At 61.1% G+C, this 22829-nt stretch carries 23 protein-coding genes; 15 read left to right on the forward strand and 8 right to left on the reverse strand.

Translation table 11 applies throughout. The annotated features are described in order from the left end of the window. The first annotated feature begins 92 nt into the window (after positions 1-92). The 3 genes from ACFPWW_RS29075 to ACFPWW_RS29085 all read left to right on the forward strand — a co-directional run bounded on the left by ACFPWW_RS29075 (position 93) and on the right by ACFPWW_RS29085 (position 2705). Complete coding sequence (locus ACFPWW_RS29075) at positions 93-1313, forward strand: OpgC family protein (protein WP_112564312.1); 1221 nt, start codon at positions 93-95, stop codon at positions 1311-1313. Between the two features lie 207 nt (positions 1314-1520). Further along, complete coding sequence (locus ACFPWW_RS29080) at positions 1521-2291, forward strand: 2-keto-4-pentenoate hydratase (RefSeq protein ID WP_112702712.1); 771 nt, start codon at positions 1521-1523, stop codon at positions 2289-2291. A 174-nt stretch (positions 2292-2465) separates the two neighbouring features. After that, positions 2466-2705, forward strand: coding sequence for a hypothetical protein (locus tag ACFPWW_RS29085; RefSeq protein ID WP_377314657.1), 240 nt, complete (start codon positions 2466-2468; stop codon positions 2703-2705). Between the two features lie 134 nt (positions 2706-2839). On the opposite strand, the gene ACFPWW_RS29090 is transcribed toward ACFPWW_RS29085, so the two are convergent. Continuing rightward, entirely contained in the window at positions 2840-4603 is a 1764-nt protein-coding gene (locus ACFPWW_RS29090; RefSeq protein ID WP_112564316.1) for a glucan ABC transporter ATP-binding protein/ permease, read from the reverse strand. Between the two features lie 318 nt (positions 4604-4921). Between ACFPWW_RS29090 and ACFPWW_RS29095 the strand changes: the two genes are divergently transcribed. Together ACFPWW_RS29095 and pyc are read left to right on the forward strand one after the other, a co-directional pair. Beyond that, positions 4922-5662: a LuxR family transcriptional regulator gene (locus ACFPWW_RS29095; RefSeq protein WP_112564318.1), complete on the forward strand. Its 741-nt coding sequence runs from the start codon at positions 4922-4924 to the stop codon at positions 5660-5662. Between the two features lie 116 nt (positions 5663-5778). Continuing rightward, on the forward strand, positions 5779-9243 hold the full coding sequence (gene pyc, locus ACFPWW_RS29100; protein WP_377314659.1) for a pyruvate carboxylase: 3465 nt from the start codon (positions 5779-5781) through the stop codon (positions 9241-9243). Between the two features lie 44 nt (positions 9244-9287). On the opposite strand, the gene ACFPWW_RS29105 is transcribed toward pyc, so the two are convergent. From ACFPWW_RS29105 to ACFPWW_RS29120, 4 genes are all read right to left on the reverse strand, one after another. Beyond that, positions 9288-10049, reverse strand: a complete 762-nt coding sequence (locus tag ACFPWW_RS29105; RefSeq protein WP_112756058.1) for an amino acid ABC transporter ATP-binding protein — start codon at positions 10047-10049, stop codon at positions 9288-9290. Beyond that, positions 10046-10726 (reverse strand): amino acid ABC transporter permease, encoded by a 681-nt coding sequence (locus ACFPWW_RS29110; RefSeq protein WP_112564324.1) that lies wholly within the window; start codon positions 10724-10726, stop codon positions 10046-10048. The genes ACFPWW_RS29105 and ACFPWW_RS29110 overlap by 4 nt, the downstream gene beginning before the upstream one ends. Positions 10727-10830: 104 nt before the next feature. Further along, complete coding sequence (locus ACFPWW_RS29115) at positions 10831-11604, reverse strand: amino acid ABC transporter substrate-binding protein (RefSeq protein ID WP_377314661.1); 774 nt, start codon at positions 11602-11604, stop codon at positions 10831-10833. Between the two features lie 153 nt (positions 11605-11757). After that, positions 11758-12627, reverse strand: a complete 870-nt coding sequence (locus ACFPWW_RS29120) for a DMT family transporter (RefSeq protein WP_377314663.1) — start codon at positions 12625-12627, stop codon at positions 11758-11760. 210 nt (positions 12628-12837) lie between these two features. Between ACFPWW_RS29120 and ACFPWW_RS29125 the strand changes: the two genes are divergently transcribed. From ACFPWW_RS29125 to ispG, 3 genes are all read left to right on the forward strand, one after another. Then, a complete protein-coding gene (locus ACFPWW_RS29125; RefSeq protein WP_377314665.1) occupies positions 12838-13614 on the forward strand; it encodes a DeoR/GlpR family DNA-binding transcription regulator in 777 nt (258 codons plus the stop codon). 60 nt (positions 13615-13674) lie between these two features. Beyond that, complete coding sequence (locus tag ACFPWW_RS29130; RefSeq protein ID WP_112564332.1) at positions 13675-14868, forward strand: MFS transporter; 1194 nt, start codon at positions 13675-13677, stop codon at positions 14866-14868. A 94-nt stretch (positions 14869-14962) separates the two neighbouring features. Then, a complete protein-coding gene (gene ispG / locus ACFPWW_RS29135; protein WP_113413219.1) occupies positions 14963-16210 on the forward strand; it encodes a flavodoxin-dependent (E)-4-hydroxy-3-methylbut-2-enyl-diphosphate synthase in 1248 nt (415 codons plus the stop codon). On the opposite strand, the gene ACFPWW_RS29140 is transcribed toward ispG, so the two are convergent. Then, entirely contained in the window at positions 16211-16822 is a 612-nt protein-coding gene (locus ACFPWW_RS29140; RefSeq protein ID WP_377314667.1) for a TetR/AcrR family transcriptional regulator, read from the reverse strand. It lies immediately after the preceding gene. A 71-nt stretch (positions 16823-16893) separates the two neighbouring features. Here ACFPWW_RS29140 and ACFPWW_RS29145 point away from each other — a divergent pair, with 71 nt between their 5' ends. Together ACFPWW_RS29145 and ACFPWW_RS29150 are read left to right on the forward strand one after the other, a co-directional pair. Continuing rightward, on the forward strand, positions 16894-17379 hold the full coding sequence (locus tag ACFPWW_RS29145; protein WP_377314669.1) for a cupin domain-containing protein: 486 nt from the start codon (positions 16894-16896) through the stop codon (positions 17377-17379). A gap of 22 nt (positions 17380-17401) precedes the next feature. After that, positions 17402-17839 carry a DoxX family protein gene (locus tag ACFPWW_RS29150; RefSeq protein WP_112564340.1) on the forward strand — a complete coding sequence of 146 codons (438 nt, stop codon included), beginning with the start codon at positions 17402-17404 and terminating at the stop codon, positions 17837-17839. A 57-nt stretch (positions 17840-17896) separates the two neighbouring features. On the opposite strand, the gene ACFPWW_RS29155 is transcribed toward ACFPWW_RS29150, so the two are convergent. Continuing rightward, positions 17897-18811, reverse strand: coding sequence for a polyprenyl synthetase family protein (locus ACFPWW_RS29155; RefSeq protein ID WP_112564342.1), 915 nt, complete (start codon positions 18809-18811; stop codon positions 17897-17899). 134 nt (positions 18812-18945) lie between these two features. Between ACFPWW_RS29155 and mtgA the strand changes: the two genes are divergently transcribed. The 5 genes from mtgA to ACFPWW_RS29180 all read left to right on the forward strand — a co-directional run bounded on the left by mtgA (position 18946) and on the right by ACFPWW_RS29180 (position 22054). Then, on the forward strand, positions 18946-19683 hold the full coding sequence (mtgA, locus tag ACFPWW_RS29160; protein ID WP_377314671.1) for a monofunctional biosynthetic peptidoglycan transglycosylase: 738 nt from the start codon (positions 18946-18948) through the stop codon (positions 19681-19683). A gap of 96 nt (positions 19684-19779) precedes the next feature. Beyond that, complete coding sequence (locus ACFPWW_RS29165; protein WP_377314673.1) at positions 19780-20502, forward strand: DUF1868 domain-containing protein; 723 nt, start codon at positions 19780-19782, stop codon at positions 20500-20502. 11 nt (positions 20503-20513) lie between these two features. After that, complete coding sequence (locus tag ACFPWW_RS29170) at positions 20514-21161, forward strand: glutathione S-transferase family protein (protein ID WP_377314675.1); 648 nt, start codon at positions 20514-20516, stop codon at positions 21159-21161. Between the two features lie 156 nt (positions 21162-21317). Then, positions 21318-21503 (forward strand): 50S ribosomal protein L32, encoded by a 186-nt coding sequence (rpmF, locus tag ACFPWW_RS29175; RefSeq protein WP_026186748.1) that lies wholly within the window; start codon positions 21318-21320, stop codon positions 21501-21503. 143 nt (positions 21504-21646) lie between these two features. Continuing rightward, complete coding sequence (locus tag ACFPWW_RS29180) at positions 21647-22054, forward strand: hypothetical protein (protein ID WP_113413223.1); 408 nt, start codon at positions 21647-21649, stop codon at positions 22052-22054. On the opposite strand, the gene phaR is transcribed toward ACFPWW_RS29180, so the two are convergent. Then, positions 22049-22621 (reverse strand): polyhydroxyalkanoate synthesis repressor PhaR, encoded by a 573-nt coding sequence (phaR, locus tag ACFPWW_RS29185; protein WP_112564351.1) that lies wholly within the window; start codon positions 22619-22621, stop codon positions 22049-22051. The genes ACFPWW_RS29180 and phaR overlap by 6 nt on opposite strands. Positions 22622-22829: the final 208 nt, after the last annotated feature.

A 22829-nucleotide genomic window follows, 5' to 3' on the forward strand; every position in this document is an offset into this window, starting at 1 on the left:
TCTCCAAGCTGAATTTCCGGCGATTCGCACGGCCAGAGGGGAACCCTTTTGGCCGGCGTAGCGTTTGCAAAACGGATAACAGGAGAGACACCATGGCAGGTATGCCGACCAGAGCCATTGGCGCCCAGCGAAGTTCGATATCAGTGGCGGCGTCCAAGCGTGATACGAGGCTCGATGTGATTCGCGGTCTGGCGCTCATCACGATCTTCATCAATCACGTTCCGGGGCAGATCTTCGAATATATCACGACCAAGAATTTCGGCTTTTCCGATGCCGCCGAAGCCTTTGTGCTGATCTCGGGCATCGCGGTCGGACTTGCCTATGGTTCGCGCTTCAAGCCGGGCAAGCGGTTGGAAATGGCGATCAAGGCGGCAAGGCGCGCCTTCACGCTTTACCTCGCCCATATGATCACCACCTTCGTCACGCTTGCGCTCTTCATCTGCGGTGCCTGGCTGTTCCATCGGCCGGGCCTGCTGGTCGAGATCAACATCCTGGCGGTGCTGATGAACCTGAAGGAGGGCATTCCGGCCCTGCTGCTGCTCGGCCACCAGATCGGCTACAACAATATCCTGCCGATGTACGGCGCGCTGATGCTGATGGTGCCGCTGATCCTGCTTCTGAACGAGAAGAGCACGCTGCTGGCGCTGGCCGTTTCCGGCACGGTCTGGCTGCTCGCGGGCATCTACCATTTTGTCCCGCAAAACATGCTGTTCGAGGGAGACTGGTTCCTCAATCCGTTCTCCTGGCAGTTCCTGTTCACGATCGGCATCGTCTCGATGATGCATGTCAAACGCGGCGGCAGCCTTCCCCGTCATCCGCTGCTTTTCGCGCTGGCGTTGGGCTATGTCGTTCTCTCCTTCATCTGGGTGACGGCGCATCTCTGGGATCTCGGAAACCATCTTGCCGCGCTCGGCCTGCCTGCCGTGCTGACGGGCTTCGACAAGACATTCCTGTCGCTGCCGCGCCTTCTGCACGTGCTGGCGCTCGCCTATCTCGTGGTCAATATTCCGGCGGTGTCGCAGGCTTTCCGCCGCCCGGCCGATCACCCGCTGACGATCCTCGGTCGTCACTCGCTGAACATCTTCGTTGCCGGCACGATCCTTGCGATGGTCGGGCAGGTGCTGCTCTACATCACCAATCGGGACCAGGTCATCGGTCCGATCTTCGTGCTTGCCGGCATCGCTGCCCAGTTCGCTTACGCTTATTATCTCGAAGACAAGCGCGAACAGGAAAAGGCCCGGCCTCTCGGCGGCGGCGCTATCCCGGTGCCGGTTCGTATCAGCCGGGCTTACAGCCAAGGCAAACGGAAATAGGCCGAGGCTTTGCTGGATAATCGTCAAGCCGGCGGTCGGAAGGCCGCCGGCTTTCCTTTCGTGCGGAACGACCGCGATTGTGCGGCTTCGAAGACCAGGTCACGACTATAAGATTTTGATTTTTTAGCCATTCAACTCGAATGGAACGGCTATGTCCCGCGATCCATCTTGGCTGCGAAAGCAATGCCAATGACAGGGAGCACGACGGTGTACTTCGAACTCAAGGACGCTACGGCCGATATCCTCGCCAAGAGCCGCCGGCACAACGACGTTTGCGATCTTCCGCTCGACCTGATTTCTTCCGAACGCGAAGCCTACGACATTCAGGCGATTGCGCAGGACGCGCTGGGTTTCGAGCGCAGGGGCTATGCTATTATCGGCAGCAGCGAGCAATCGCGCCGCACTCTCGGCCTTCTCACGCCGATCTATTCCGAGATTCCCGCCTCCGCACTGCATGCCTGTGTCAAGGAATTTCAGCTGCCTGCCGGGACCATCGGCGTCCAGTGCGAACTGGCTTTCACCATGCTGCGGCCCTATCCGCAAACCGGAGAGCCGGTCACTCTCGACAGTGCTGCCGACGCAGTGCTCGATTGTCGGCCGGCCATCGGCATCATCGGGCGACGGACGCGACGTGTCTTTGCCGGGGACAGGGCCGCGATCGCCGACTTCGGCCTGCATGTCGCAACCATCTGTGGCGATCGTATCGGAACTTTTTCGCCCGCAGGCCTCGCCGACATCGACGTTACGACCTTCCTGTTCAAGCAGACGGTCTTTGCCGGGAGGGCGACTTCGGTCATGGGCAATCCGCTCAATGCCGTCGCCTGGCTGGCGGATCGGCTCTCTGCCAACGGCAGGCAGCTTCAGGCCGGCGATATCGTCGCTACGGGATCGTGCACGGCCATTCTTCAGGTCTGGCCCGGGCAGCATCTGGCGGCGGATTTCGGGCCGCTTGGGCAGATCGAATGCATCTTTAAGTGACACGCGTTTCAAATGGAAAGGACGGATCATGAGGCTGCAGCGAAAGCCATTCATTGTCGAGATCAAGAAGGCGAAACAGTTTTGCCGCAAGCCTGCTGCGATCGCGGGCAATCGCACGGATGTCATGGCGAAGGCAGAGGCCAAGAGCGTTGTGCGAGGCGAGGGCCGCAGCTGATGGTCAGCCGTAACGTCCCGCATGAATATTTCCTGCTTGATGCCGCCAGGACCGATGGTCCCGTGATCGGCCACCTTCGCGGCAGGCCGATTTCCGCTCTGGTGATTGACCGGAACGGCGGTCGTTACCGCTTCGTCGGCGTCGCTGCCAGGGACGGCCAAGGCAGGCTGGATGTCCTGTCCCTCAAGCGGGGCGAATGGATCGTTGCGCCCGATCTTGTCTATGAGAGGGCGGCCTAGCTCAGCTGGGTGTTGCGGGGATGGCGCAAATGACGGGCGGGCCTTCCGTCAATGTTTCACGTGGAATCCCAACCAACGAAAGAGCCGGAAGAGCGATGCTCTTCCGGCTCCCGATCATGTTCCTGTCAGGCCGATCAGGCGGCCTCGGTCGCGTGGGCCTTGCGGACTTCGTCATCCGTCAGGATGCCGCTGGCGCGCAGCAGGGCGGCGAAGCGGCCGTTCGAATGGCTAAGTTCATCGAAGCTGCCGTGCTCGACGATGCGGCCGTTGTCGAGGAACAGCACCATGTCCGCCTCACGGACCGTCGAGAGACGGTGGGCGATGATGAAGGTGGTGCGGTTCTGGCGCAGATTGTCGATCGCCGCCTTGACGCGGGCTTCCGTCTCGACATCGAGCGCGGAAGTCGCCTCGTCCAGCACCAGGATCGGCGCATCCTTGAGGATGGCGCGCGCAATCGCGATGCGCTGGCGCTCACCGCCGGAGAGCTTGTTGCCGCGCTCGCCGACATGGGTCTCGTACTGTTCGTCACGGTTCTCGATGAAGTCGGCAGCGGCGGCGGCTTCGGCCGCGCGGCGCATCTCCTCTTCCGAGGCGTTCTCGCGGCCGAGGCGGATGTTGTCGCTGATCGAGCGGTTCAGCAGGCCGGCATCCTGGAAGACGGTGGCGATATAGCGGCGCAGCGACTTGCGCGTGACCTTGCTGATATCATGGCCGTCGACGAGGATCTGGCCGCTTTGCGGATCGTAAACGCGCTGCAGCAGGTTGACGAGCGTCGTCTTGCCGGCACCGGTCGGGCCGACGATCGCAACCGTCTGGCCGGCCTTTACCTTGAAGGAGACGTTGTGCAGGCCCTGCGAACTGTTGGCGAAGCCGAAAGATACGTCGTTGAACTCGACATCGCCCTTGACGTCCTTGATCTCGCCGTTGCCGGCCGGCTCTTCACGTTCACGGACGGAATCTTCCAGATTGTAGAAGTCCTCCAGCTTCGAACGGGCTTCGAAGATCTGCGTGGCGAACTGGCGCATCAGGTCCAGGCGGGCAATCAGCAGGTTGGCGAAGCCGATGAAGGCGATGACGTCGCCGACGCGCAACTCGCCGTTCTGGACGAGCACGGTGCCGATGACGAGCACGATCATCATGGCGATCGTGGAGGCCATGCGGTTCAGCGCGCTGGCCAGCGCCCACCAGTCGAGAACCGGATACTGGGCCTGCAGCAGGCGGTCGGCAAAGGATTTCAGGGCGCGGGTTTCGGCCTCGATGCGGTTGTAGCTATGCAGCACCGAGACGTTGCTGATGGAATCGCTGACATGGCCGAAGACGGTATGATAGTGGTTTTCGACCGAAGCCTGGCCGTCCTTCGTGCGGCTCATGACCACGCGGCCGATGAGCCAATAGGCGATGCCGAGGACGATCAGGACCGCAGAGAGGCGGTAGTCCATCGAGATCGCGGTCGGGACAAGCAGGGCGAGCGCAATGGCCGTCGAAAGATGGTTGCGCATGAATTCGAGCCAAAGGCCGAACAGGGTTTCGCAAGCGCGCAGCAGCGTATGCAGCGCGTTGGACGTGCCCCGCTGGTGATGCCAGGAAAGCGGCATGGAGATGATGCGGCCGAAAGCTTCCGTCAGCAGCGTCGCGCGGCGGCCATGGGCCAGCCTGTCGGCTTCACGCGCCACGAGCACGAAGGCAATGGTGTTGAAGACGGCAAATGCCGCCCACATCATGAGGATCGGCTTGACCTCACCCTTGCCGGAAATCGCATCGATGATGCGTCCGAACAGGATCGGTTCGGCGATGGTGATGGCCGCCAATACGATATTCGCGATAACGACGAGGGATACGCGGAGCCTGTAGGCGCCGAGATAGCGCAGAGCCCTTGCATAGACCTTGAATAACGACACGTCGGGACCTCTTTTGCATCTGCGAAAAACGGGATGATGCGATGCTATAAAAACCTACCTGAACCGACGATTAACGGGATATTCAGGTTTGGAATCCGGCTTCGAAATTCGCGCGTCCTGCGCGATCGTAAAGTGCGATAAGTGGCCCCAGTTTCGAAATTGTTGCTTAGGCATACATCGCGACAATTTGCGCTTGCATTCCCCGGAGCGTCTAGCGCACCATCCGGTTTGTGAACTGCAGCTTTTAAGAAAGACCGTTCAGCGGCGGGTTATGAGGCCTGCTCCGGCGGCCTCGAGGGTCCGGGCAAGGGGCATTTTGTGCAAATTCATTCTTTAATTCAATTACTTGTTGTTCTAGAGGAATATTCCGACAGCGAAAGTGCGGTCGAAGAGCTCGGCAAGGTTATCCATGCCAGGGGATTCGATTTCTACGGTCTTCTTCGCCACCCCAAGCAGGGAGACAACCCATGGAGTGTGACTATGGCCAGCCGGTGGCCCGACAGATGGTCACACGTCTACGCGGTGAAAAAATACGTGCTCGTCGATCCGACCGTGCGGTATCTTGCGCATGCGCAACGGCCCTTCCGCTGGCGCGACAGCATGGCGGCCTTCCGGGAGGACCCGCATCAGCGCCGCATGGAGCAGATGATGGTCGATGCCTTCGGTCACGGGCTGGAAGACGGCTATGTCTTCCCGATCTACGGACGCAACGGCATCCTCGGCAGCCTCAGCCTTGGCGGTAAACCCGTCGAACTGTCACCGGCCGAAATCTCGCTTTTCGACGCGATCGCCCGCAAGGCTTTCTGGCGGCTGCTCGATCTGCAGGGCGAAGCTGCTGCGCTGGAAACGGTGCCGGTGACGGATACGCAGCTGACCCGGCGCGAAATGGAAATCCTGCACTATCTTGCCGAGGGCATGACCTCGATGGAGATCAGCAAACATCTGAAGATTTCCAACCATACGGTAGACTGGTACATGAACGGCCTGCAGGATAAGCTGAAGGCCAAGAACCGGCAGCAGGCAGTAGCGCTGGCGTTCCGATATGGGCTGATTACCTAGAATTTGAGAAATTCTGTTTCGCCATAGCGGAGGAAATTGAACTTTCTGTAACAGCACGTTAAGAATTCTTTTCGCGGGTGCAGCATTGCCCGTTTTCGTGCTTTGAGGAGAGTACATTGCCCATATCGAAGATCCTTGTCGCCAACCGCTCCGAAATCGCCATCCGCGTCTTCCGCGCGGCCAATGAACTCGGGATAAAAACGGTTGCGATATGGGCCGAGGAAGACAAGCTGGCGCTGCACCGCTTCAAGGCCGACGAGAGCTATCAGGTCGGCCGCGGCCCGCATCTTGCCCGTGATCTCGGGCCGATCGAGAGCTATCTGTCGATCGACGAGGTGATCCGCGTCGCCAAGCTTTCCGGCGCCGACGCCATTCATCCGGGCTACGGCCTGCTTTCGGAAAGCCCGGAATTCGTCGATGCCTGCAATGCCGCCGGCATCACCTTCATCGGCCCGCGGGCCGATACGATGCGTCAGCTCGGCAACAAGGTGGCGGCGCGCAATCTTGCCATTTCGGTCGGCGTGCCGGTCGTGCCGGCCACCGATCCGTTGCCGGACGATATGGCGGAAGTTGCCAGGATGGCCGCTGCAATCGGCTATCCCGTCATGCTGAAGGCCTCCTGGGGCGGCGGCGGGCGCGGCATGCGCGTCATCCGCTCGGAAGCCGATCTTGCCCGCGAGGTGACGGAGGCCAAGCGCGAGGCGATGGCCGCCTTCGGCAAGGACGAGGTCTATCTCGAAAAGCTGGTCGAGCGCGCCCGTCACGTCGAAAGCCAGATCCTCGGCGACACGCACGGCAATGTCGTGCATCTCTTCGAGCGCGACTGCTCCATCCAGCGCCGCAACCAGAAGGTCGTCGAGCGCGCGCCCGCGCCGTATCTTTCGGAAGCGCAGCGCCAGGAGCTTGCCGCCTATTCGCTGAAGATCGCGCAGGCGACGAACTATATCGGCGCCGGCACGGTCGAATATCTGATGGATGCCGATACCGGCAAATTCTATTTCATCGAGGTCAATCCGCGCATCCAGGTCGAGCATACCGTTACCGAGGTCGTCACGGGCATCGATATCGTCAAGGCGCAGATCCATATCCTCGACGGTTTTGCGATCGGCACGGAGGAATCCGGCGTGCCGAAGCAGGCGGATATCCGGCTCAACGGCCATGCGCTGCAGTGCCGTATCACGACGGAGGATCCCGAGCATAACTTCATTCCGGATTACGGCCGCATCACCGCCTATCGCTCGGCCTCCGGCTTCGGTATCCGTCTTGACGGCGGCACGTCCTATACCGGCGCGATCATTACGCGCTATTACGATCCCCTGCTGGTGAAGGTGACGGCATGGGCGCCGAACCCGCTGGAAGCCATTTCCCGTATGGACCGCGCGCTTCGCGAGTTCCGTATCCGCGGTGTCGCGACCAACCTGACCTTCCTCGAAGCGATCATTACGCATCCCCGGTTCAAGGATAATTCCTATACGACGCGGTTCATCGACACGACGCCGGAACTTTTCCAGCAGGTCAAGCGGCAGGATCGTGCCACCAAACTCTTGACCTACCTTGCCGATGTCACCGTCAACGGCCATCCCGAGGCGAAGGATCGTCCGCGTCCGTCGGAAGATGCCGCAAAGCCGGTGGTACCCTATGCAGACGGCGGCAAGATCCCCGACGGTACGAAGCAGCTTCTCGACAAGCTCGGACCGAAGAAGTTCGGCGAGTGGATGCGGCAACAGAAGCAGGTGCTGTTGACCGATACGACGATGCGCGACGGTCATCAGTCGCTGCTCGCCACCCGGATGCGCACGCATGACATCGCCCGGATTGCCGGCACCTATGCGCATGCGCTGCCGAACCTCCTGTCGCTGGAATGTTGGGGCGGAGCGACTTTCGACGTCTCCATGCGCTTCCTGACCGAAGACCCCTGGGAACGTCTGGGGCTGATCCGCGAGGCGGCTCCCAACCTGCTGCTGCAGATGCTGCTGCGCGGCGCCAATGGCGTCGGCTACAAGAACTATCCCGACAACGTCGTCAAATATTTCGTCCGTCAGGCGGCAAAGGGCGGCATCGATCTCTTCCGCGTCTTCGACTGCCTGAACTGGGTCGAGAACATGCGCGTCTCGATGGATGCGGTTGCCGAGGAGAACAAGCTCTGCGAAGCGGCGATCTGCTACACGGGCGACATCCTCAATTCGGCGCGGCCGAAATACGACCTGAAATATTATACGGATCTTGCCGTCCAGCTCGAAAAGGCCGGCGCGCATATCATCGCGCTGAAGGATATGGCGGGTCTTCTGAAGCCGGCAGCGGCCAAGGTTTTGTTCAAGGCCTTGCGCGAGGCGACCGGCCTGCCGATCCACTTCCATACGCACGATACGTCCGGCATTGCCGCCGCCACGGTTCTTGCGGCCGTGGATGCAGGTGTCGATGCCGTCGATGCGGCCATGGATGCGCTGTCCGGCAATACGTCGCAGCCCTGCCTCGGCTCGATTGTCGAGGCACTGCGCGGTTCCGAACGCGATCCGGGCCTCGACCCGGAATGGATCCGACGCATTTCCTTCTATTGGGAGGCGGTGCGCCATCAATACGCAGCCTTCGAGAGCGACCTGAAGGGACCTGCCTCGGAAGTCTACCTGCACGAAATGCCGGGCGGGCAGTTCACCAACCTCAAGGAACAGGCTCGCTCGCTGGGGCTTGAGACGCGCTGGCACCAGGTGGCGCAGGCCTATGCCGACGCCAACCAGATGTTCGGCGATATCGTCAAGGTGACGCCGTCTTCCAAGGTCGTCGGCGACATGGCATTGATGATGGTCTCGCAGGACCTGACGGTTGCCGATGTCGTGAGCCCGGACAGGGAAGTTTCCTTCCCGGAATCGGTCGTCTCGATGCTGAAGGGCGATCTCGGCCAGCCGCCGGCCGGATGGCCGGAAGCGCTGCAGAAGAAGGCGCTGAAGGGCGAGCAACCCTATACCGTGCGCCCCGGCTCGCTGCTTGCCGATGCCGATCTCGATGCGGAGCGCCAGGTGATCGAGACCAAGCTGGAGCGCGAGGTCAGCGACTTCGAGTTCGCCTCCTACCTGATGTATCCCAAGGTCTTTACCGATTTCGCATTGGCTTCGGACACCTATGGCCCGGTCTCGGTGCTGCCGACGCCTGCCTATTTCTACGGTCTGGCTGACGGCGAGGAACTGTTTGCCGATATCGAAAAGGGCAAGACGCTGGTCATCGTCAACCAGGCGATGAGCGGCACCGACAGCCAGGGCATGGTAACGGTCTTCTTCGAACTCAACGGCCAGCCGCGCCGCATCAAGGTGCCGGATCGCGCCCACGGCGCTTCGGGGGCGGCGGCGCGCCGCAAGGCGGAAGCCGGCAATGCGGCCCATGTCGGGGCGCCGATGCCGGGCGTCATTTCGCGCGTCTTCGTTACCCCCGGACAAGCGGTCAACGCCGGCGACGTGCTCGTCTCCATCGAGGCGATGAAGATGGAAACGGCGCTGCACGCGGAGAAGGATGGGACGATCCTGGAGGTGTTGGTCAAGGCCGGCGACCAGATCGATGCCAAGGATCTGCTCGTCGTTTATGCCGGCTGATCGGAATGTCAGCGATGCCGGGATTACCGTGTCCCGGCATCGCTTCAGATATCGTAGGTATGGGCGGCGTTGATCGTGGAGATGAAGCGCTTGGTGCGCTCCCGTTCCGGCGCATTGAAGATCGCTCTTGCGCTGCCCGTTTCCACCACGCTGCCGGCTTCCAGAAAGACCACGTCGTTGGCGATCTTGGAGGCGAGCCTGAGATCGTGGGTCGCCATGACCATGGTGGTGCCCTCGCGGGCAAGCTGGCCCAGCACATCCACCACTTCCGCAGACAGTTCCGGATCGAGCGCGGAGGTCGGCTCGTCGCAGAGGAGGACGCGGGGCGAAGGGGCAAGGGCACGGGCGATCGCCACGCGCTGCTGCTGGCCGCCGGAAAGCGTCGAGGGCCAGGCGTCGGTCTTGTGGGCCATGCCGACCTTGGTCAGCAGTTCCAGGGCGCGTTCGCGGGCCCTTTCCTTCGGCCATTTCAGGACCGTGACCAGGCCCTCCATGACGTTTTCGATCGCCGTCTGGTGCGGGAAGAGCTGGAAGTTCTGGAAGACCATGCCGGTCTGGCGGCGGATCTTCTGGATCGCCTGCCATCCGACGCGCTTGCCGGGGGAGAAGGAGAGCGCTTCTTCGCCGAGGCGGATGGTGCCGGCGGTCGGAATCTCCAGAAGATTGATGCAGCGGAGCAGCGTGCTTTTGCCGCCGCCGGAAGGGCCGACCAGGGCGGTGACGCTGCCTTCCGGGATGCGGATGCTGATGTCCTTCAGAATGACGGCGTCGCCAAAACGCTTTTCGATATTGGAGAGCTCGATCATGCATTTGCCTCCAGCATGCCGCCATAGCGCGCGAAGCGGCGTTCGAGCCGCTGCTGCAGCGCCGAGAGAACGGAACTTAGGGCGAGATAGATCAGCGCCGCTTCAATATAAAGGATCAGCGGCTCATAAGTGGTGGCGACGATGCGCTGGGCCGCCTGGAAGAGCTCGGGCACGGTAATGGCGGCCGCAAGCGACGTATCCTTGACCAGCGAGATGAAGGTGTTCGACAAGGGCGGAACCGCGACGCGCGCGGCCTGCGGCAGGATGGTGCGGCTCATCGCCTGGCGCCAGCTCATGCCGATCGAATAGGCCGCTTCCCACTGGCCTTTCGGCACGGAAGAGATGACCGCGCGGATGATCTCGGAACTGTAGGCGCCAATGTTGAGCGTGAAGCCGATCAGGGCGGCCGGAAAAGCATCAAGCAGAATGCCGATGCTCGGCAGGCCGTAAAAGATGACGAAAAGCTGGACGAGCAGCGGCGTGCCGCGGATGACCCAGACGTAGAAGCGGGCGATGGCTGCGACAGGTGCGGGACCGAAGAGCCGCGCAATCGCGGTAATCAGGCCCAGGATCAGGCCGAAAAGGAAGGAAAGCAGGGTCAGCGGAATGGTGAAGATCAGCCCTGCCCAGAGGAGCGAGGGAAGCGATTCCGCCATCAGTTGAAGCCAGTGCGGCAAGGGCGTGTCCTCAAGAAAAGAGGCGTCCGGCGAGGGTTCGCCGAACGCTTTTTCATGCAGCTATAAAGGATATGGCGGCAGCGCGAAACCGCCGGTTTCAGGACTTACTTCGAAACGTCCTGGCCGAAATATTTGTCGGCGATCTTCTGGTAGGTGCCGTCGGCCTTGATGTCGGTGAGCGCCTTGTTGATCGCTTCGAGCAGTTCAGGCTCGCCCTTGCGGATGATGATGCCGGAATAGTCGGCATTTTCCTGCTGGGCGACGATCTTCACCGGGGCGTCCGGCTTGTGCTTCTTGAAGTCGAGGAAGGACAGGCTGTCGTTGATCGTTGCGTCGGCGCGCTTCGTCAGCACGAGCTGGATCGACTGGTCGAAGCCGTCGGTGCCGACGAGTTCGGCGCCGGCTTCGGTGGCGAGCTTGCCGAAGTTGCTGGTCAGCGACTGGGCGGCTTTCTTGCCCTTGAGATCGGCGAAGGACTTGATGCTGTCGTCGCCGTCGCGGACGATCAGGACGGCCTTGGACGCGATATAGGGTTCGGAGAAATCGTACTTCTGCTTGCGCGCGTCGGTAATGCCGACCTGGTTGATGACGGTGTCGTAGCGGTTGGCGTCGAGGCCGGCGATCAGGCCGTCCCACTTGCCTTCGACGAACTCTGCCTTGACGCCCAGCTTGGCGGCAATCGCTTCGCCGATCTCGACGTCGAAGCCGACGAGCTTGCCGCTTTCGTCGTGATAGGTGAAGGGCGCGTAGGTGCCTTCGGTGCCGATCTTGAAGACGCCGGCAGACTTGATGGCGCTCAGGTTTTCGCCGGCATGGGCGGGCATGAGGGCTGCGGCCTGAATGAGAGCGGCGGCGGCGACGGTTTTCAACCAGTTCATTGTTCTTTCCATCCTTGGGAAGAGTGTGTTCGGATGGCGATACATCGCAGAAAATTGCGGCAACGGAAGCGTAGAAAACTGCAAATAAAAGCGGCAACTGCGAATATTTTTCTCAAGTCGCCGCTCCAGCCGTGAATCCCGCTGAAACCGGTATCAGGCCGCGGCGCGACGGCGCAGCCGCTCGCTGACGATGATGATGAAACCTGCCCCGAGGATCATGACCGCGCCGACGACAACATTGTGCGCGGGAATGTCGGCCCAGATCAGATATCCAAGGACGAAGGCCCAGACAAGCGAGGTATATTCGAAGGGCGCCAGCACCGAGACCGGCGCCTGACGCATGCCTTCGAAGAGGGCGAACTGGGCGCAACCGGCCAACACGCCGGTGCCGATCAACAGGGCGAGTTGCGACAGTGTCGGGGTCTGCCAGGTGTAGATGACGGCGATGCTCGTCATGATGAGGAAGAAGACGTTGGAAACCGCAAGCTGGACGATTGTCTTCTCATGCAGCGAGGTCTTGCGCAGCAGTACCATGGCGGATGCCCAGAGCACGGCTGCCTGCAGTGCCAGATAGACCGACCACGAAATCGTCAGCCCAACCGGGTTGCAGGCAATGAGCACGCCGATAAAGCCGATGCCGACGGCGAGCCAGCGTGCAGGCGTCACCTCTTCCCTCAGAATGAACCAGGCAAGCACCGTGCCGACGACCGGTGCGGCATAGTAGAGGGTCGTGACCTCCGCGAGCTGCAGGTGGCTCGCGGCGGTATAGTATGAAAGCCATGCACAGAGCAGAAGGATGCTCCGGGCGATCATCGGCTTGATGATCGGCGAGGTGAGGGCCTGATGCACCAGCCTGGCGCGACCATAGGCGAGACAGCCGAGAAGAATGGTGAGACTGCGGAAGAACAGGATCTGCCAGACGGGAATGCTCGCCGTCAGAACCTTGACGATGGCGTCATGGAAGGTGAACGCCATATAGGCTGTTGTCGTGAGCAGAATGCCCAGGCTGACGGAGTTTTTCACGGGGACGTACCAGAGGCAGGATGTGCCGGCAGGAATCGGGAACGGCCGATCGATAGTCCCGCCCCCGGGGACGGTCAATATGCGATATTTCGCCCTTTGCGTGGGGCATTGTTTCACACCGTCAGAAAACGTGTAGCCGTGCATGTTGCATGCACGTTTGTCATTGTTTATGCATGGTTTGAGATCCTGAAAGGTTGATCCGGTATAAACATGCAAGATTTCCTGTTGCGAGAACGCCAGGCTGTTATTTCCGAGAGGCTCAAGACGCGTGGCCGTGTACTGGCTGCGGAGCTTGCTCTCGAATTCGGCGTCTCGGAGGATACGGTGCGGCGCGACCTGCGCGAGATGGCGGCGGCAGGGCTCTGCGAGCGGGTTTATGGTGGCGCGTTGCCGGCTTCGCCGGCGCGCGGAAGCCTGAGCCAGCGCATGAGCTTTGCCGCCGAGCGGAAACAGGCGCTGGCGCGCGCCGCGGCACGGGAAATTGCAGCCGGCAGCACGGTCTTTTTCGATGCGGGCAGTACCAATCTGGCGATCGCCCATGCGCTGCCGGCCGATCTTCCGTTGACGGCCGCCACGAATGCACCGGCAATCGCCGCTGCCCTGATTGAGAAACCCGATGTCAACGTGATCCTGATCGGCGGTCTGGTCGATCGCCAGACCGGCGGTTCGCTCGGCGCCAAGGCGCTGCGCGACATGGAGCAGCTGTCGCCCGATCTCTGCGTTCTCGGTGCCTGCGGCGTCGATATAGAGGCGGGGTTGACGACCTTCGGCTTCGAGGACGCCGAGTTCAAGCGGTTCGCCACATCGCGGAGCAAGCGGGTCATGGTTGCGGCCACGTCGGAGAAATTCGGTACGGCGGCGCCGCACAGCGTTTTGCCGGTCGCGCATTGCGAATGTCTTGTGGTGGAACATGACGCGGATGCCGTCATGCTTGAGGAATACCGCGCGCGGGGGTGCCGGACGATCATTGCGGAGAAAACGGTCTGAGGCCGTTCCGCCTGTTGTTGGGATCGGGCGGTCAGCCGGATCAAGAGGAAAGACAAGGAAATGGATAATCAGGTGCGCACGGTTCCGGGGGCACGGAGCGGCTTCATCACCAGGAGCAGGGCGGCGGTTTCGCTGCTCTTTCTCATGAACGGCTTCGTCGTCGGCTGCTGGGCGCCGAAGATTCCCGATTTTGCCGAGCGACTGGGGCTTACCAAGTTCGAACTCGGGTTGATGATCCTCGTCTTCGGCTTCGGTTCGCTGGTCATGATGCCGATCGCCGGCGCGCAGATCGCAAGGCATGGCTCGCGCGTCGTCGCGCTGGCGCTTGCCGTCTGTGTGTTGCCAATGCTTCTGGCCCTGACGCTGGCACCAAACGTCATTACCGGTGCAATCTCGCTGTTCCTGTTCGGCGGCTTCATCGGTGCGATGGACGTGGCGATGAACGCCAATGCGGTGGCGGTGGAAAAATCCATGCGCCGTGCCATCATGTCGTCCTGCCATGCCTTCTGGAGCCTTGGCGGATTGATCGGCTCCGGCCTCGGTGGTTTCGTCATCTCCAAGCTCGGAATTCTCGGCCATGCGGAACTGGCGACCGTGCTGGCCGCAATCTTCCTTGCCGTCGCCTGGCCGATGGTTCTCGCCGATCCGCCGCATCCCGAAGACAAGAAGGAAAAGACGCGGCTGCCGATGGTACCGCTGCCGTGGCTGCTTGGTCTCATGGCGTTGTTCTGCATGGTGCCGGAGGGCGCGGTGCTGGATTGGGGCGCGCTTTATCTGCGGCAGGAAATGGGTGCGTCGGTCGCGCTGTCCGGCCTCGGTTTTGCAGCCTTCTCGGCGACCATGGCGATCATGCGCTTTGCGGGCGATCTGGTCCGCGACCGCCTTGGCGGCGTGAAAACGCTGCGTATCTGCACCCTGTTTGCCATCGTCGGCATGTTGCTCGCCAGCCTCGCACCGAATGCGGAGATCGCCATACTCGGCTTTGCCTTCTGCGGCATCGGCATTTCCAACATGGTGCCGATTGCCTTTTCGGCGGCAGGCAACATTCCCGGCCTGAAACCCGGCATCGGCATTTCCGTGGTCACGACCATGGGCTATTCCGGCATGCTGGTGGCGCCTTCGGTGATCGGCTTCGTGGCGGAGCATGTCGGCTTTGCGGCCGTCTTCATGGCGCTGCCGGTGCTGCTTCTGGTCGTGCTCGCCTTCTCCAGGCTTGCGCATTATGCGGACGGCGCCTCGGGTGGCGGCCACTGAGCCGCCTCCAAACAAAAGTGATATGCGGGGCGGTTGACAAGCTCGCGGGCTTGATCCACCTGAAAGGCTCTGTTTTCCGGGTGTAGAGTTCTTCATGTCTGCTTTCGATTTCGATCCGAAACCGCGCCGCGCTTCCGTTGCTGTCGATGTCGGCGGCGTCATTGTCGGCGGCGGGGCGCCGGTCGTCGTGCAATCCATGACGAATACCGATACGGCGGATGTCGATTCCACCGTGGCCCAGGTGGCCGCGCTCCACCGCGCCGGTTCGGAACTGGTGCGTATCACTGTCGATCGCGATGAAAGTGCGGCTGCCGTGCCGAAGATCCGCGAACGCCTGCTGCGCCTTGGCATGGACGTGCCGCTGATCGGCGATTTCCACTATATCGGCCACAAGCTGCTGGCCGACCATCCGGAATGTGCTGAAGCGCTGGCGAAATATCGCATCAATCCCGGCAATGTCGGCTTCAAGGACAAGAAGGACAAGCAGTTTGCCGAAATCATCGAGATGGCGATCCGCTACGACAAGCCGGTGCGCATCGGCGTCAACTGGGGTTCGCTCGATCAGGAACTGCTGACGCAGCTGATGGACAAGAACCAGGCGGAGGGCTCGCCGCTTTCGGCGCGCCAAGTGACGCATGAGGCGATCGTGCAGTCGGCGTTGCTTTCAGCCCAGCTTGCCGAAGAGATCGGTCTGCCGCGCAACCGCATCATCCTGTCGGCCAAGGTCAGCCAGGTGCAGGATCTGATCGCGGTGAATTCCATGCTGGCCGAACGCTCCAACCATGCGCTCCATCTCGGCCTGACCGAAGCCGGCATGGGCACGAAAGGCATCGTCGCCTCTTCGGCTGCCATGGGCTATGTGCTGCAGAACGGCATCGGCGATACGATCCGCATTTCGCTGACGCCGGAACCGAACGGCGACCGCACGCGCGAGGTGCAGGTGGCGCAGGAGTTGTTGCAGGTCATGGGTTTCCGCCAGTTCGTGCCTGTGGTTGCGGCCTGTCCCGGCTGCGGGCGCACGACCTCGACGGTATTCCAGGAACTTGCCCAGAACATTCAGAACGACATCCGCAAGAACATGCCGGTCTGGCGCGAGAAATATCCGGGCGTGGAAGCGCTGAACGTCGCCGTCATGGGCTGCATCGTCAACGGTCCGGGCGAGAGCAAACATGCCGATATCGGCATCTCGCTGCCCGGCACCGGCGAGACGCCGGCCGCTCCGGTCTTCATCGACGGCAAGAAGGCGCTGACGCTGCGCGGGCCGAACATCGCTTCGGATTTCGAAGCGCTTGTCATCGACTATATCGAGAAGCGCTTCGGCAGGAAGACAGCGGCGGAGTAATCACTCCGCCTTCGTGCTTTCTGCCAACGCGCCGGCAAGCAAGGTCCTTGCGGCCCAGCGCAGGGTCTTTTCGGCTTCCTTCGGCTCCAGCTCGCAAATATCGCGCATCACCACGACCGACTCTATGCCCATGACGAGCGAGAGCGCGTTGACGAGGCGCTTGAACTCCTTTGGCGGTATTTCGCCTTCCAAAGGCGCCATCGCCTGTTTCAGCCAGTCGATGCGGCGGCCGCCACGACGAACCTGGCTGTCGCCGACCGCCGAGCTGCCGAGCAGCGCGCGGAAGACGCTCTCATTGCCGAGCACCATCTGAAAGACGTCCGCAACCAGCCTGTCCAGCCGGTCCGCGACGGTTGCCGCGCCGGCATTGTCAGGCGCGGGCGCAACCTTGATCACATCGGCCACGCCATCCAGTACCGCTTCGCGGATGATCTCGTCCGGTGTCGAGAAGTAGCGATAGGCGGTTGCCCTGGAGATCCCGGCCAAGTCGGCCACCTCGGCGACCGAGGGATGCCCCCCTTTTTCAATGATCTTTCGCGCCGCCCGCAACAGTTCCGTGCGGGTACGGCGCTTCTGGTTCACGCGCTCGAACTTTTTTTCTTGACTGTCCATTTTTGCCTCGTTATGAGATTTTAGTCTCATTAAGAGTTGAGTGTATCACAAACTATTTGGAGCACAAGGCAATGAATTCCACACCTTCCTTCAAGACGGGCGCAGCGGCACCGATGACCGTCCACTTCCTCGGCAACATCCTCACCTTCCGCGCCCGCTATGCGGATACGAAAGGCAGCTTTACCGTGATCGAAGTCTATACCGCGCCGAATGCCGGCCCGCCGCCGCATACGCAGACCGATCAGGAAGCCTTTCTGGTTCTCGAAGGTCGCTACGAGATCATCGTCGGCGACGAGACGAAGCATTGCGGCCCGGGCGATTTCGTTCATGTCTCGCCGGGCGTCATGCACAGTTTCCGCAATATCGACAGCAAGCCGTCGCGCATGCTGCTGATCAATTTCCCCGGCGACCTGCACGAGGAATTCTTCGTGGCCGTCGGCGATCCGCTCGCGCCGGGAACGACGACCTTCCCGCCAATGGGCGTTCCCGATGTCGGCAAGATCGTCGAGACGGCCGCCAGGTTCGGCATCGACATTCCGCTTCCGCCCATGGGCTGAGCATCATCGAAGGGGAGCGATCATGACACCCGATTTCATCAACCGGCTGCTGGCATCTGCCATCACCAGGCTTTTCGCCCGCATTCTCCTGACCCTGATGTTCTGGTCGAGCGGGCTTGCCAAGCTTTTCGACTTCAACACGGCGCTTGCCGAGATGGAGCGCTACGGGCTTTCGCCGGCAGCGCCGGTCGCGCTTGCCGTCATCTTCGTACAGCTCGTCGGATCGGCGCTGGTCATATCAGGGCGCTACGTCTGGCTCGGGGCCGGCGCCCTCGGCGTCTTCACCGTGCTGACCATTCCGATCGCTCACGCCTTCTGGGGCATGAGCGGCGAGGCGGCGTTTCTCGAGATGATGTTTGCGATCGAGCATCTGAGCGTGATCGGCGGACTTGTGGTCGTGGCGATCCTGATGCGGCAGTCCTCACCCGCGAAAGAAACGGGGCATTTCGCACGCGCCTGACAGGCAATGGGTGGGGCAGGGAGAGGGCGTCGCGCAAGCGGCGCCTCTTCTGTTGCGTCAGCTTTTTCGTTCGGCGATGAAACGGGCCGTGGCAACCAGCGCCGCGGCATGTTCGCCATAGGGGGAAAGCAAAGTTTCCGCATCCTCGACATGCCGGCGCAGCTGTTTTTCAGCCCATTCCATCCCGTGCAGCGCCACCAGTGTTCCCTTGCCGCGGGCAGCGTCCTTGCCGGTTGCCTTGCCCATCGTCTTGATGTCCGAGGTCAGGTCGAGGATATCGTCGGCAAGCTGGAAGGCGAGGCCGATCTTCTCGCCGAAACGGCGCAGGCGCTGCCGGTCGTCTGCGGAAGCGCCGGCGACGATGGCGCCGGCCTCGCAGGCAAAGCGGATCAGCGCCCCCGTCTTCATGGCCTGCAGGCGGATGATGCCGGCCTCGTCGGGCGCCTGTTTTTCCGCCGCGAGATCGAGCGCCTGGCCGCCGGCCATGCCGCCGAGGCCGGCAGCACGGGCGAGCGCCAGCACGAGTTCCGTCTTGGCCCGGTCCGGCAGGTCCGTTTCGGGCGCGGCAATGACATCGAAAGCGTAGGTCAGGAGGCTGTCGCCGGCGAGGATCGCGGTCGCCTCGTCGAACTGGATATGCACGGTCGGCTTGCCGCGTCGCAGATCGTCATCGTCCATCGCCGGAAGGTCGTCGTGAACGAGCGAATAACAATGAATGCATTCGAGGGCCGCTCCGACACGCAAGGCCGCCTGCCTGTTGCCGCCGAGAAGGGCCGCACTTTCCACGACAAGGAAGGGTCGCAGGCGCTTGCCGCCGTTGAGCACGGCATAATGCATGGCGCCGCGCAGGAGATCCGGACGGGCGATCTCGTCGGACAGGACCGCCGCAGACAGCAACTGGTCAAGCAGCGCCTCGACCTCGGCAGCGCCGCTTTTCAACCGTGTCTCGAATGTTTCCCGTTTGGCGTCCATGCGCGCTCTTTGGCACGACGGAACGGCTGCTGGCAACGGAATTGTCGATCACCGCTCCAAGATTTCAGCTGTGCTCTGGCAATGCGGGTTTTCAGGCGGTATGACAACGGCGAGGGCGAAAACGGACTGGGACATTGGATATAGCGCCGGAGACAGAGGAGAGCGCCGAGGCGCCGGTTCGCCGGCGCTGGTTTGGAGACCGCCAGGTGCTGAAGCGCATCGTTCTTGCCGTTCTGGCCGTGCTGCTTTTGCCTTACGTCCTGATCTTCCTCTATCTTCTGCCCTTCATCCATCCGGTTTCGACGCTGATGTTGCGGGATCTCGTGCTCCTGCGCGGTTATGACCGGCAGTGGGTGTCGATCGACGATGTCGCGCCTGTTCTCGTCCAATCGGTGATGATGTCGGAGGACGGCCAATATTGTTTCCATGGCGGCGTCGACTGGCGCGAGATGCGCATGCTGGTCGAAGATACGCTGCAGGGCCAGGAAACGCGTGGCGGCAGCACGATCCCCATGCAGACGGCGAAGAACCTCTTCCTTTGGAACAGCCGCTCCTTCATCCGCAAGGGGTTGGAACTGCCGCTCGCGGTTGCCTCCGATTTCGTCTGGTCGAAGCGGCGGCTGATGGAGATCTACCTCAATATCGCCGAGTGGGGTCCCGGCATTTACGGCATCGAGGCCGCGGCGCAGTATCACTTCAAGGTGCCGGCTGCCAAGCTCACCCGCCGGCAGGCATCGCTTCTGGCGGTTTCCCTGCCGAATCCCATCGACCGCAATGCCGGAAAACCCGGGCGGGGTCTGCGGCGGCTGGCGGGCGTGATCGAGCGACGGGCTCAAGGTTCGGGCGATTACATCAAATGCATCTATGATTGATATCAGAACTTGTCGTTGGAAGCGGCAAGCGTCATCTGACATTCTTGGTCCTGCCATAAGGGCGAAAGCAGCACCAACGGAAGCCCTGAGTCGCCCATGACGTCAACGATATTTTCCCCCGAACTTCTTCAATATTCCAGGACCCATAATCCCCATCCGCCGGCGCATCTGGGCACACGCTACCGCAAGGTCGGCGGTTTCCTGCCGGAGCAGGGCAACACGATCGTCTGCCACCCGGTAAAGGGCTCGCAGACGCAACGGACGCTGATCGCGGCACGCGAAAAATATCTCGCGATGCCAGAAGCGCCGCAGTTTCTCTTCACGCCGATCACAAGCCTCCACATGACGCTTTTCGAGGGCGTTATCGAGGGCCGCCGTGCGGAGAATTTCTGGCCCGGCGACATTCCCCTGGAAACGCCGATCGACGACATGACCGAGCTTATGGCGGCGCGGCTCGAAGGGTTCTCGGTGTTCGAGCCTTTCAAGGTCGCCGTCGTCAATGCACGGCCGACCGGCCTGCTCGTCGAAGGGGCAACGGCGGCAGACCGCAAGGTGATGCGCGCCTGGCGGGATGCGTTTGCCGATCTTCTGGGTTATCGTCAGCCCAACCACGACGACTACAAGTTCCACATGACCTTCGCCTACGCGATCGAGCGACTGGAAGACGAGGCGCTGCCGCGCTGGCAGGCCATGCTCGACGAGGTGACGGAGGATATCCGCCGGGAGGCTCCGGTATTCGAGCTGATGCCCCCGGCCTTCTGCGTGTTCGAGGACATGAACCATTTCCACGAAGTGCTGATTTTCGATTTCGAACCCTGACAGGAAATCACATGGACAAGCTGACGCTTTATATCGCCAACAAGAACTATTCTTCCTGGTCCTTCCGGCCATGGATGGCGCTGACGGGCGTCGGCATCGATTTCGAAGAGGTGCTGATCCCCTTCGATTATCCAAACGGCAATCCCAACATCAAGGCCGTATCGCCGAGCGGGCATGTGCCCTTGCTGCAGCATGGCGGACTGAAGATCTGGGAATCCTTCGCCATCATCGAATATGTGGCGGAGCTTTTTCCTGAAGCCGGATTGCTGCCGGAGGACCGTGCCGGTCGGGCGCTTGCGCGGTCGGTTTGCATGGAGATGATGTCGAGCTTCCGGGCGCTGCGCAGCGCCTGCCCGATGAATATCCGCCGGCCGAAGGGCAGGATTGCGCTGCCGGACGGCGTTTCGGCCGATGTCATCAGGATCGAAACGATCTGGCGCGACCTGCTGCAGGCATCCGGCGGGCCATTCCTGTTCGGTGCCTTCAGCGGCGTGGATGCGATGTTTGCCCCCGTCGTCAACCGCTTCGATGCCTACGATCTCGTCGGCAGCGCCGATATCCTGGCCTATATGGATGCGATGAAGGCGCACCCGGCCTGGCGGAAATGGGAAGAGGCCGCGCGTGCCGAGCCGTGGATCGTGCCGGAAGACGAGGTCTGAACGGGGAATCAGCGGCATCGCAAAAAATACATCTGGGGACTGGTCAAGACCGCGCCTTGCATGTATAAGCGCGCAAAATTTCCGAAATCGCGACATGTCCGTTTCGGCCGCCAGTCTGGCCGCGGAGATGTTTTGCCCGCAAGTGGAGTAAGAGAAATGGCTGTACCGAAGAGAAAAACAAGCCCGTCCAAGCGCGGTATGCGCCGTTCGGCTGATGCACTGAAGGCTCCGACCTATGTCGAAGACAAGAACTCCGGCGAACTGCGTCGCCCGCATCATATCGATCTGAAGACCGGTATGTACCGCGGCCGTCAGGTTCTGACGCCGAAGGAAAACGCATAATTCCTTATGCGGCTTGTCCGATGAAGTTTTGAAGGCCGGCTCGACGCCGGCCTTTTCTTTTCAGGATATTATAACCTTCGGTGTCTTGAAGTGCGGCGGTGATGTCGGGCAGTATTCCTGACAGTTCAGGGAGATCAGGCCGCATGATGACCGTAATACCGCTGATGGTTATACCTTTTATTCTTTACAATCTGGCGATGTTGGGCCTGTTGGGCGGCGGCGGTATTCCCGCGCTCCAGCACGACGTTATCGTGCTGTCGATGCTCTCGGGTGCGATCTGGAGCATGGCGCTCGGCGATCTCTTCATCGTCGTGGCGCTCATCGTGCTCTTCTTCGAAATATTGAAAGCAACCCGGAACGGTTCCGGCAACCTCGTCAATCACATGCTGTCGATGCTGGTCTTCATCGCCTTCCTGGTCGAGTTTCTGCTCGTCCAGGATGCGGCGACCCAAGTCTTCTTCATTCTGATGACCATTGCGCTGATCGACGTGATCGGCGGCTTTGCGGTGTCGATCCGCAGTGCCGGCCGCGACGTCTCGATCGGCCTATAGGCTGTCGAGCTTGTTCTGCAGCGCGCGAAGCTGTTCCTTCAGCTCGTCGATATCCTTGGCCTCCGCCTTGCGCGTTTCCTTGGGCGGCGGCGTCATGAAGGGCGAGAACATCTGCATGGCCTGCTGGAACATTTCGGTGTTGCGGCGGACCTGATCCTCGACCATCTGCATGGGAAGCTGCAGGTTCTTGCCGAGCGGCGTTTCGCCGAAGGCGCGGTTCACCTGCTCGCGGATCTGTGCCTGCTGTTCGGTGAAGGCGCGCATGGAATGTTCGAGAAAGCTCGGAACGACCATCTGCATCTGGTCGCCGTAATAGGTGATGAGCTGGCGGAGAAAGGAGATCGGAAGCAAGGTGTTGCCGGTCTTCGACTCCTGCTCGAAAATAATCTGGGTCAATACCGAATGCGTGATGTCGTCGCCGCTCTTTGCGTCCTGGACGACAAAGTCCTCCCCCTTCTTCACCATCTCCGCCAGGTCTTCCAGCGTCACGTAGGTGCTGGTGCCTGTATTATAGAGGCGGCGATTGGCATATTTTTTGATGACGATTTGACCTTCGGTCTTTGCCATTATCAGTCTCCCGAACCCCGTCTGATTGTATGGATACTCCTCCGGTTGCGACTGTAGACGCAAAAGAAGGGTGGTGACAATCTCTTTGTGCGATGCGGCAAGCCCTTTCCTTTACGAGCAAATTCATTCTGGCGCGCTGCAACAATGTGCCCCCGCCGTCTTGGCATTTGACTTGGGCCTGCAGCTTTGTCAGTTTCGACTTATATGT

This window comes from Rhizobium sp. GCM10022189 (assembly GCF_042656325.1).
Classification (GTDB): domain Bacteria; phylum Pseudomonadota; class Alphaproteobacteria; order Rhizobiales; family Rhizobiaceae; genus Rhizobium.

Bases quoted from the DNA above. Each gene is read 5' to 3' on its own strand.
- ACFPWW_RS29125 (WP_377314665.1), top strand. From the start codon at position 12,838: ATGCAAGATTTCCTGTTGCGAGAACGCCAGGCTGTTATTTCCGAGAGG.
- ACFPWW_RS29150 (WP_112564340.1), top strand. From the start codon at position 17,402: ATGACACCCGATTTCATCAACCGGCTGCTGGCATCTGCCATCACCAGG.
- rpmF (WP_026186748.1), top strand. From the start codon at position 21,318: ATGGCTGTACCGAAGAGAAAAACAAGCCCGTCCAAGCGCGGTATGCGC.
- ACFPWW_RS29170 (WP_377314675.1), top strand. From the start codon at position 20,514: ATGGACAAGCTGACGCTTTATATCGCCAACAAGAACTATTCTTCCTGG.
- ACFPWW_RS29155 (WP_112564342.1), bottom strand. From the start codon at position 18,811: ATGGACGCCAAACGGGAAACATTCGAGACACGGTTGAAAAGCGGCGCT.
- ispG (WP_113413219.1), top strand. From the start codon at position 14,963: ATGTCTGCTTTCGATTTCGATCCGAAACCGCGCCGCGCTTCCGTTGCT.
- phaR (WP_112564351.1), bottom strand. From the start codon at position 22,621: ATGGCAAAGACCGAAGGTCAAATCGTCATCAAAAAATATGCCAATCGC.
- ACFPWW_RS29140 (WP_377314667.1), bottom strand. From the start codon at position 16,822: ATGGACAGTCAAGAAAAAAAGTTCGAGCGCGTGAACCAGAAGCGCCGT.
- ACFPWW_RS29145 (WP_377314669.1), top strand. From the start codon at position 16,894: ATGAATTCCACACCTTCCTTCAAGACGGGCGCAGCGGCACCGATGACC.
- ACFPWW_RS29075 (WP_112564312.1), top strand. From the start codon at position 93: ATGGCAGGTATGCCGACCAGAGCCATTGGCGCCCAGCGAAGTTCGATA.
- ACFPWW_RS29165 (WP_377314673.1), top strand. From the start codon at position 19,780: ATGACGTCAACGATATTTTCCCCCGAACTTCTTCAATATTCCAGGACC.
- ACFPWW_RS29130 (WP_112564332.1), top strand. From the start codon at position 13,675: ATGGATAATCAGGTGCGCACGGTTCCGGGGGCACGGAGCGGCTTCATC.
- ACFPWW_RS29105 (WP_112756058.1), bottom strand. From the start codon at position 10,049: ATGATCGAGCTCTCCAATATCGAAAAGCGTTTTGGCGACGCCGTCATT.
- ACFPWW_RS29085 (WP_377314657.1), top strand. From the start codon at position 2,466: ATGGTCAGCCGTAACGTCCCGCATGAATATTTCCTGCTTGATGCCGCC.
- ACFPWW_RS29180 (WP_113413223.1), top strand. From the start codon at position 21,647: ATGATGACCGTAATACCGCTGATGGTTATACCTTTTATTCTTTACAAT.
- ACFPWW_RS29115 (WP_377314661.1), bottom strand. From the start codon at position 11,604: ATGAACTGGTTGAAAACCGTCGCCGCCGCCGCTCTCATTCAGGCCGCA.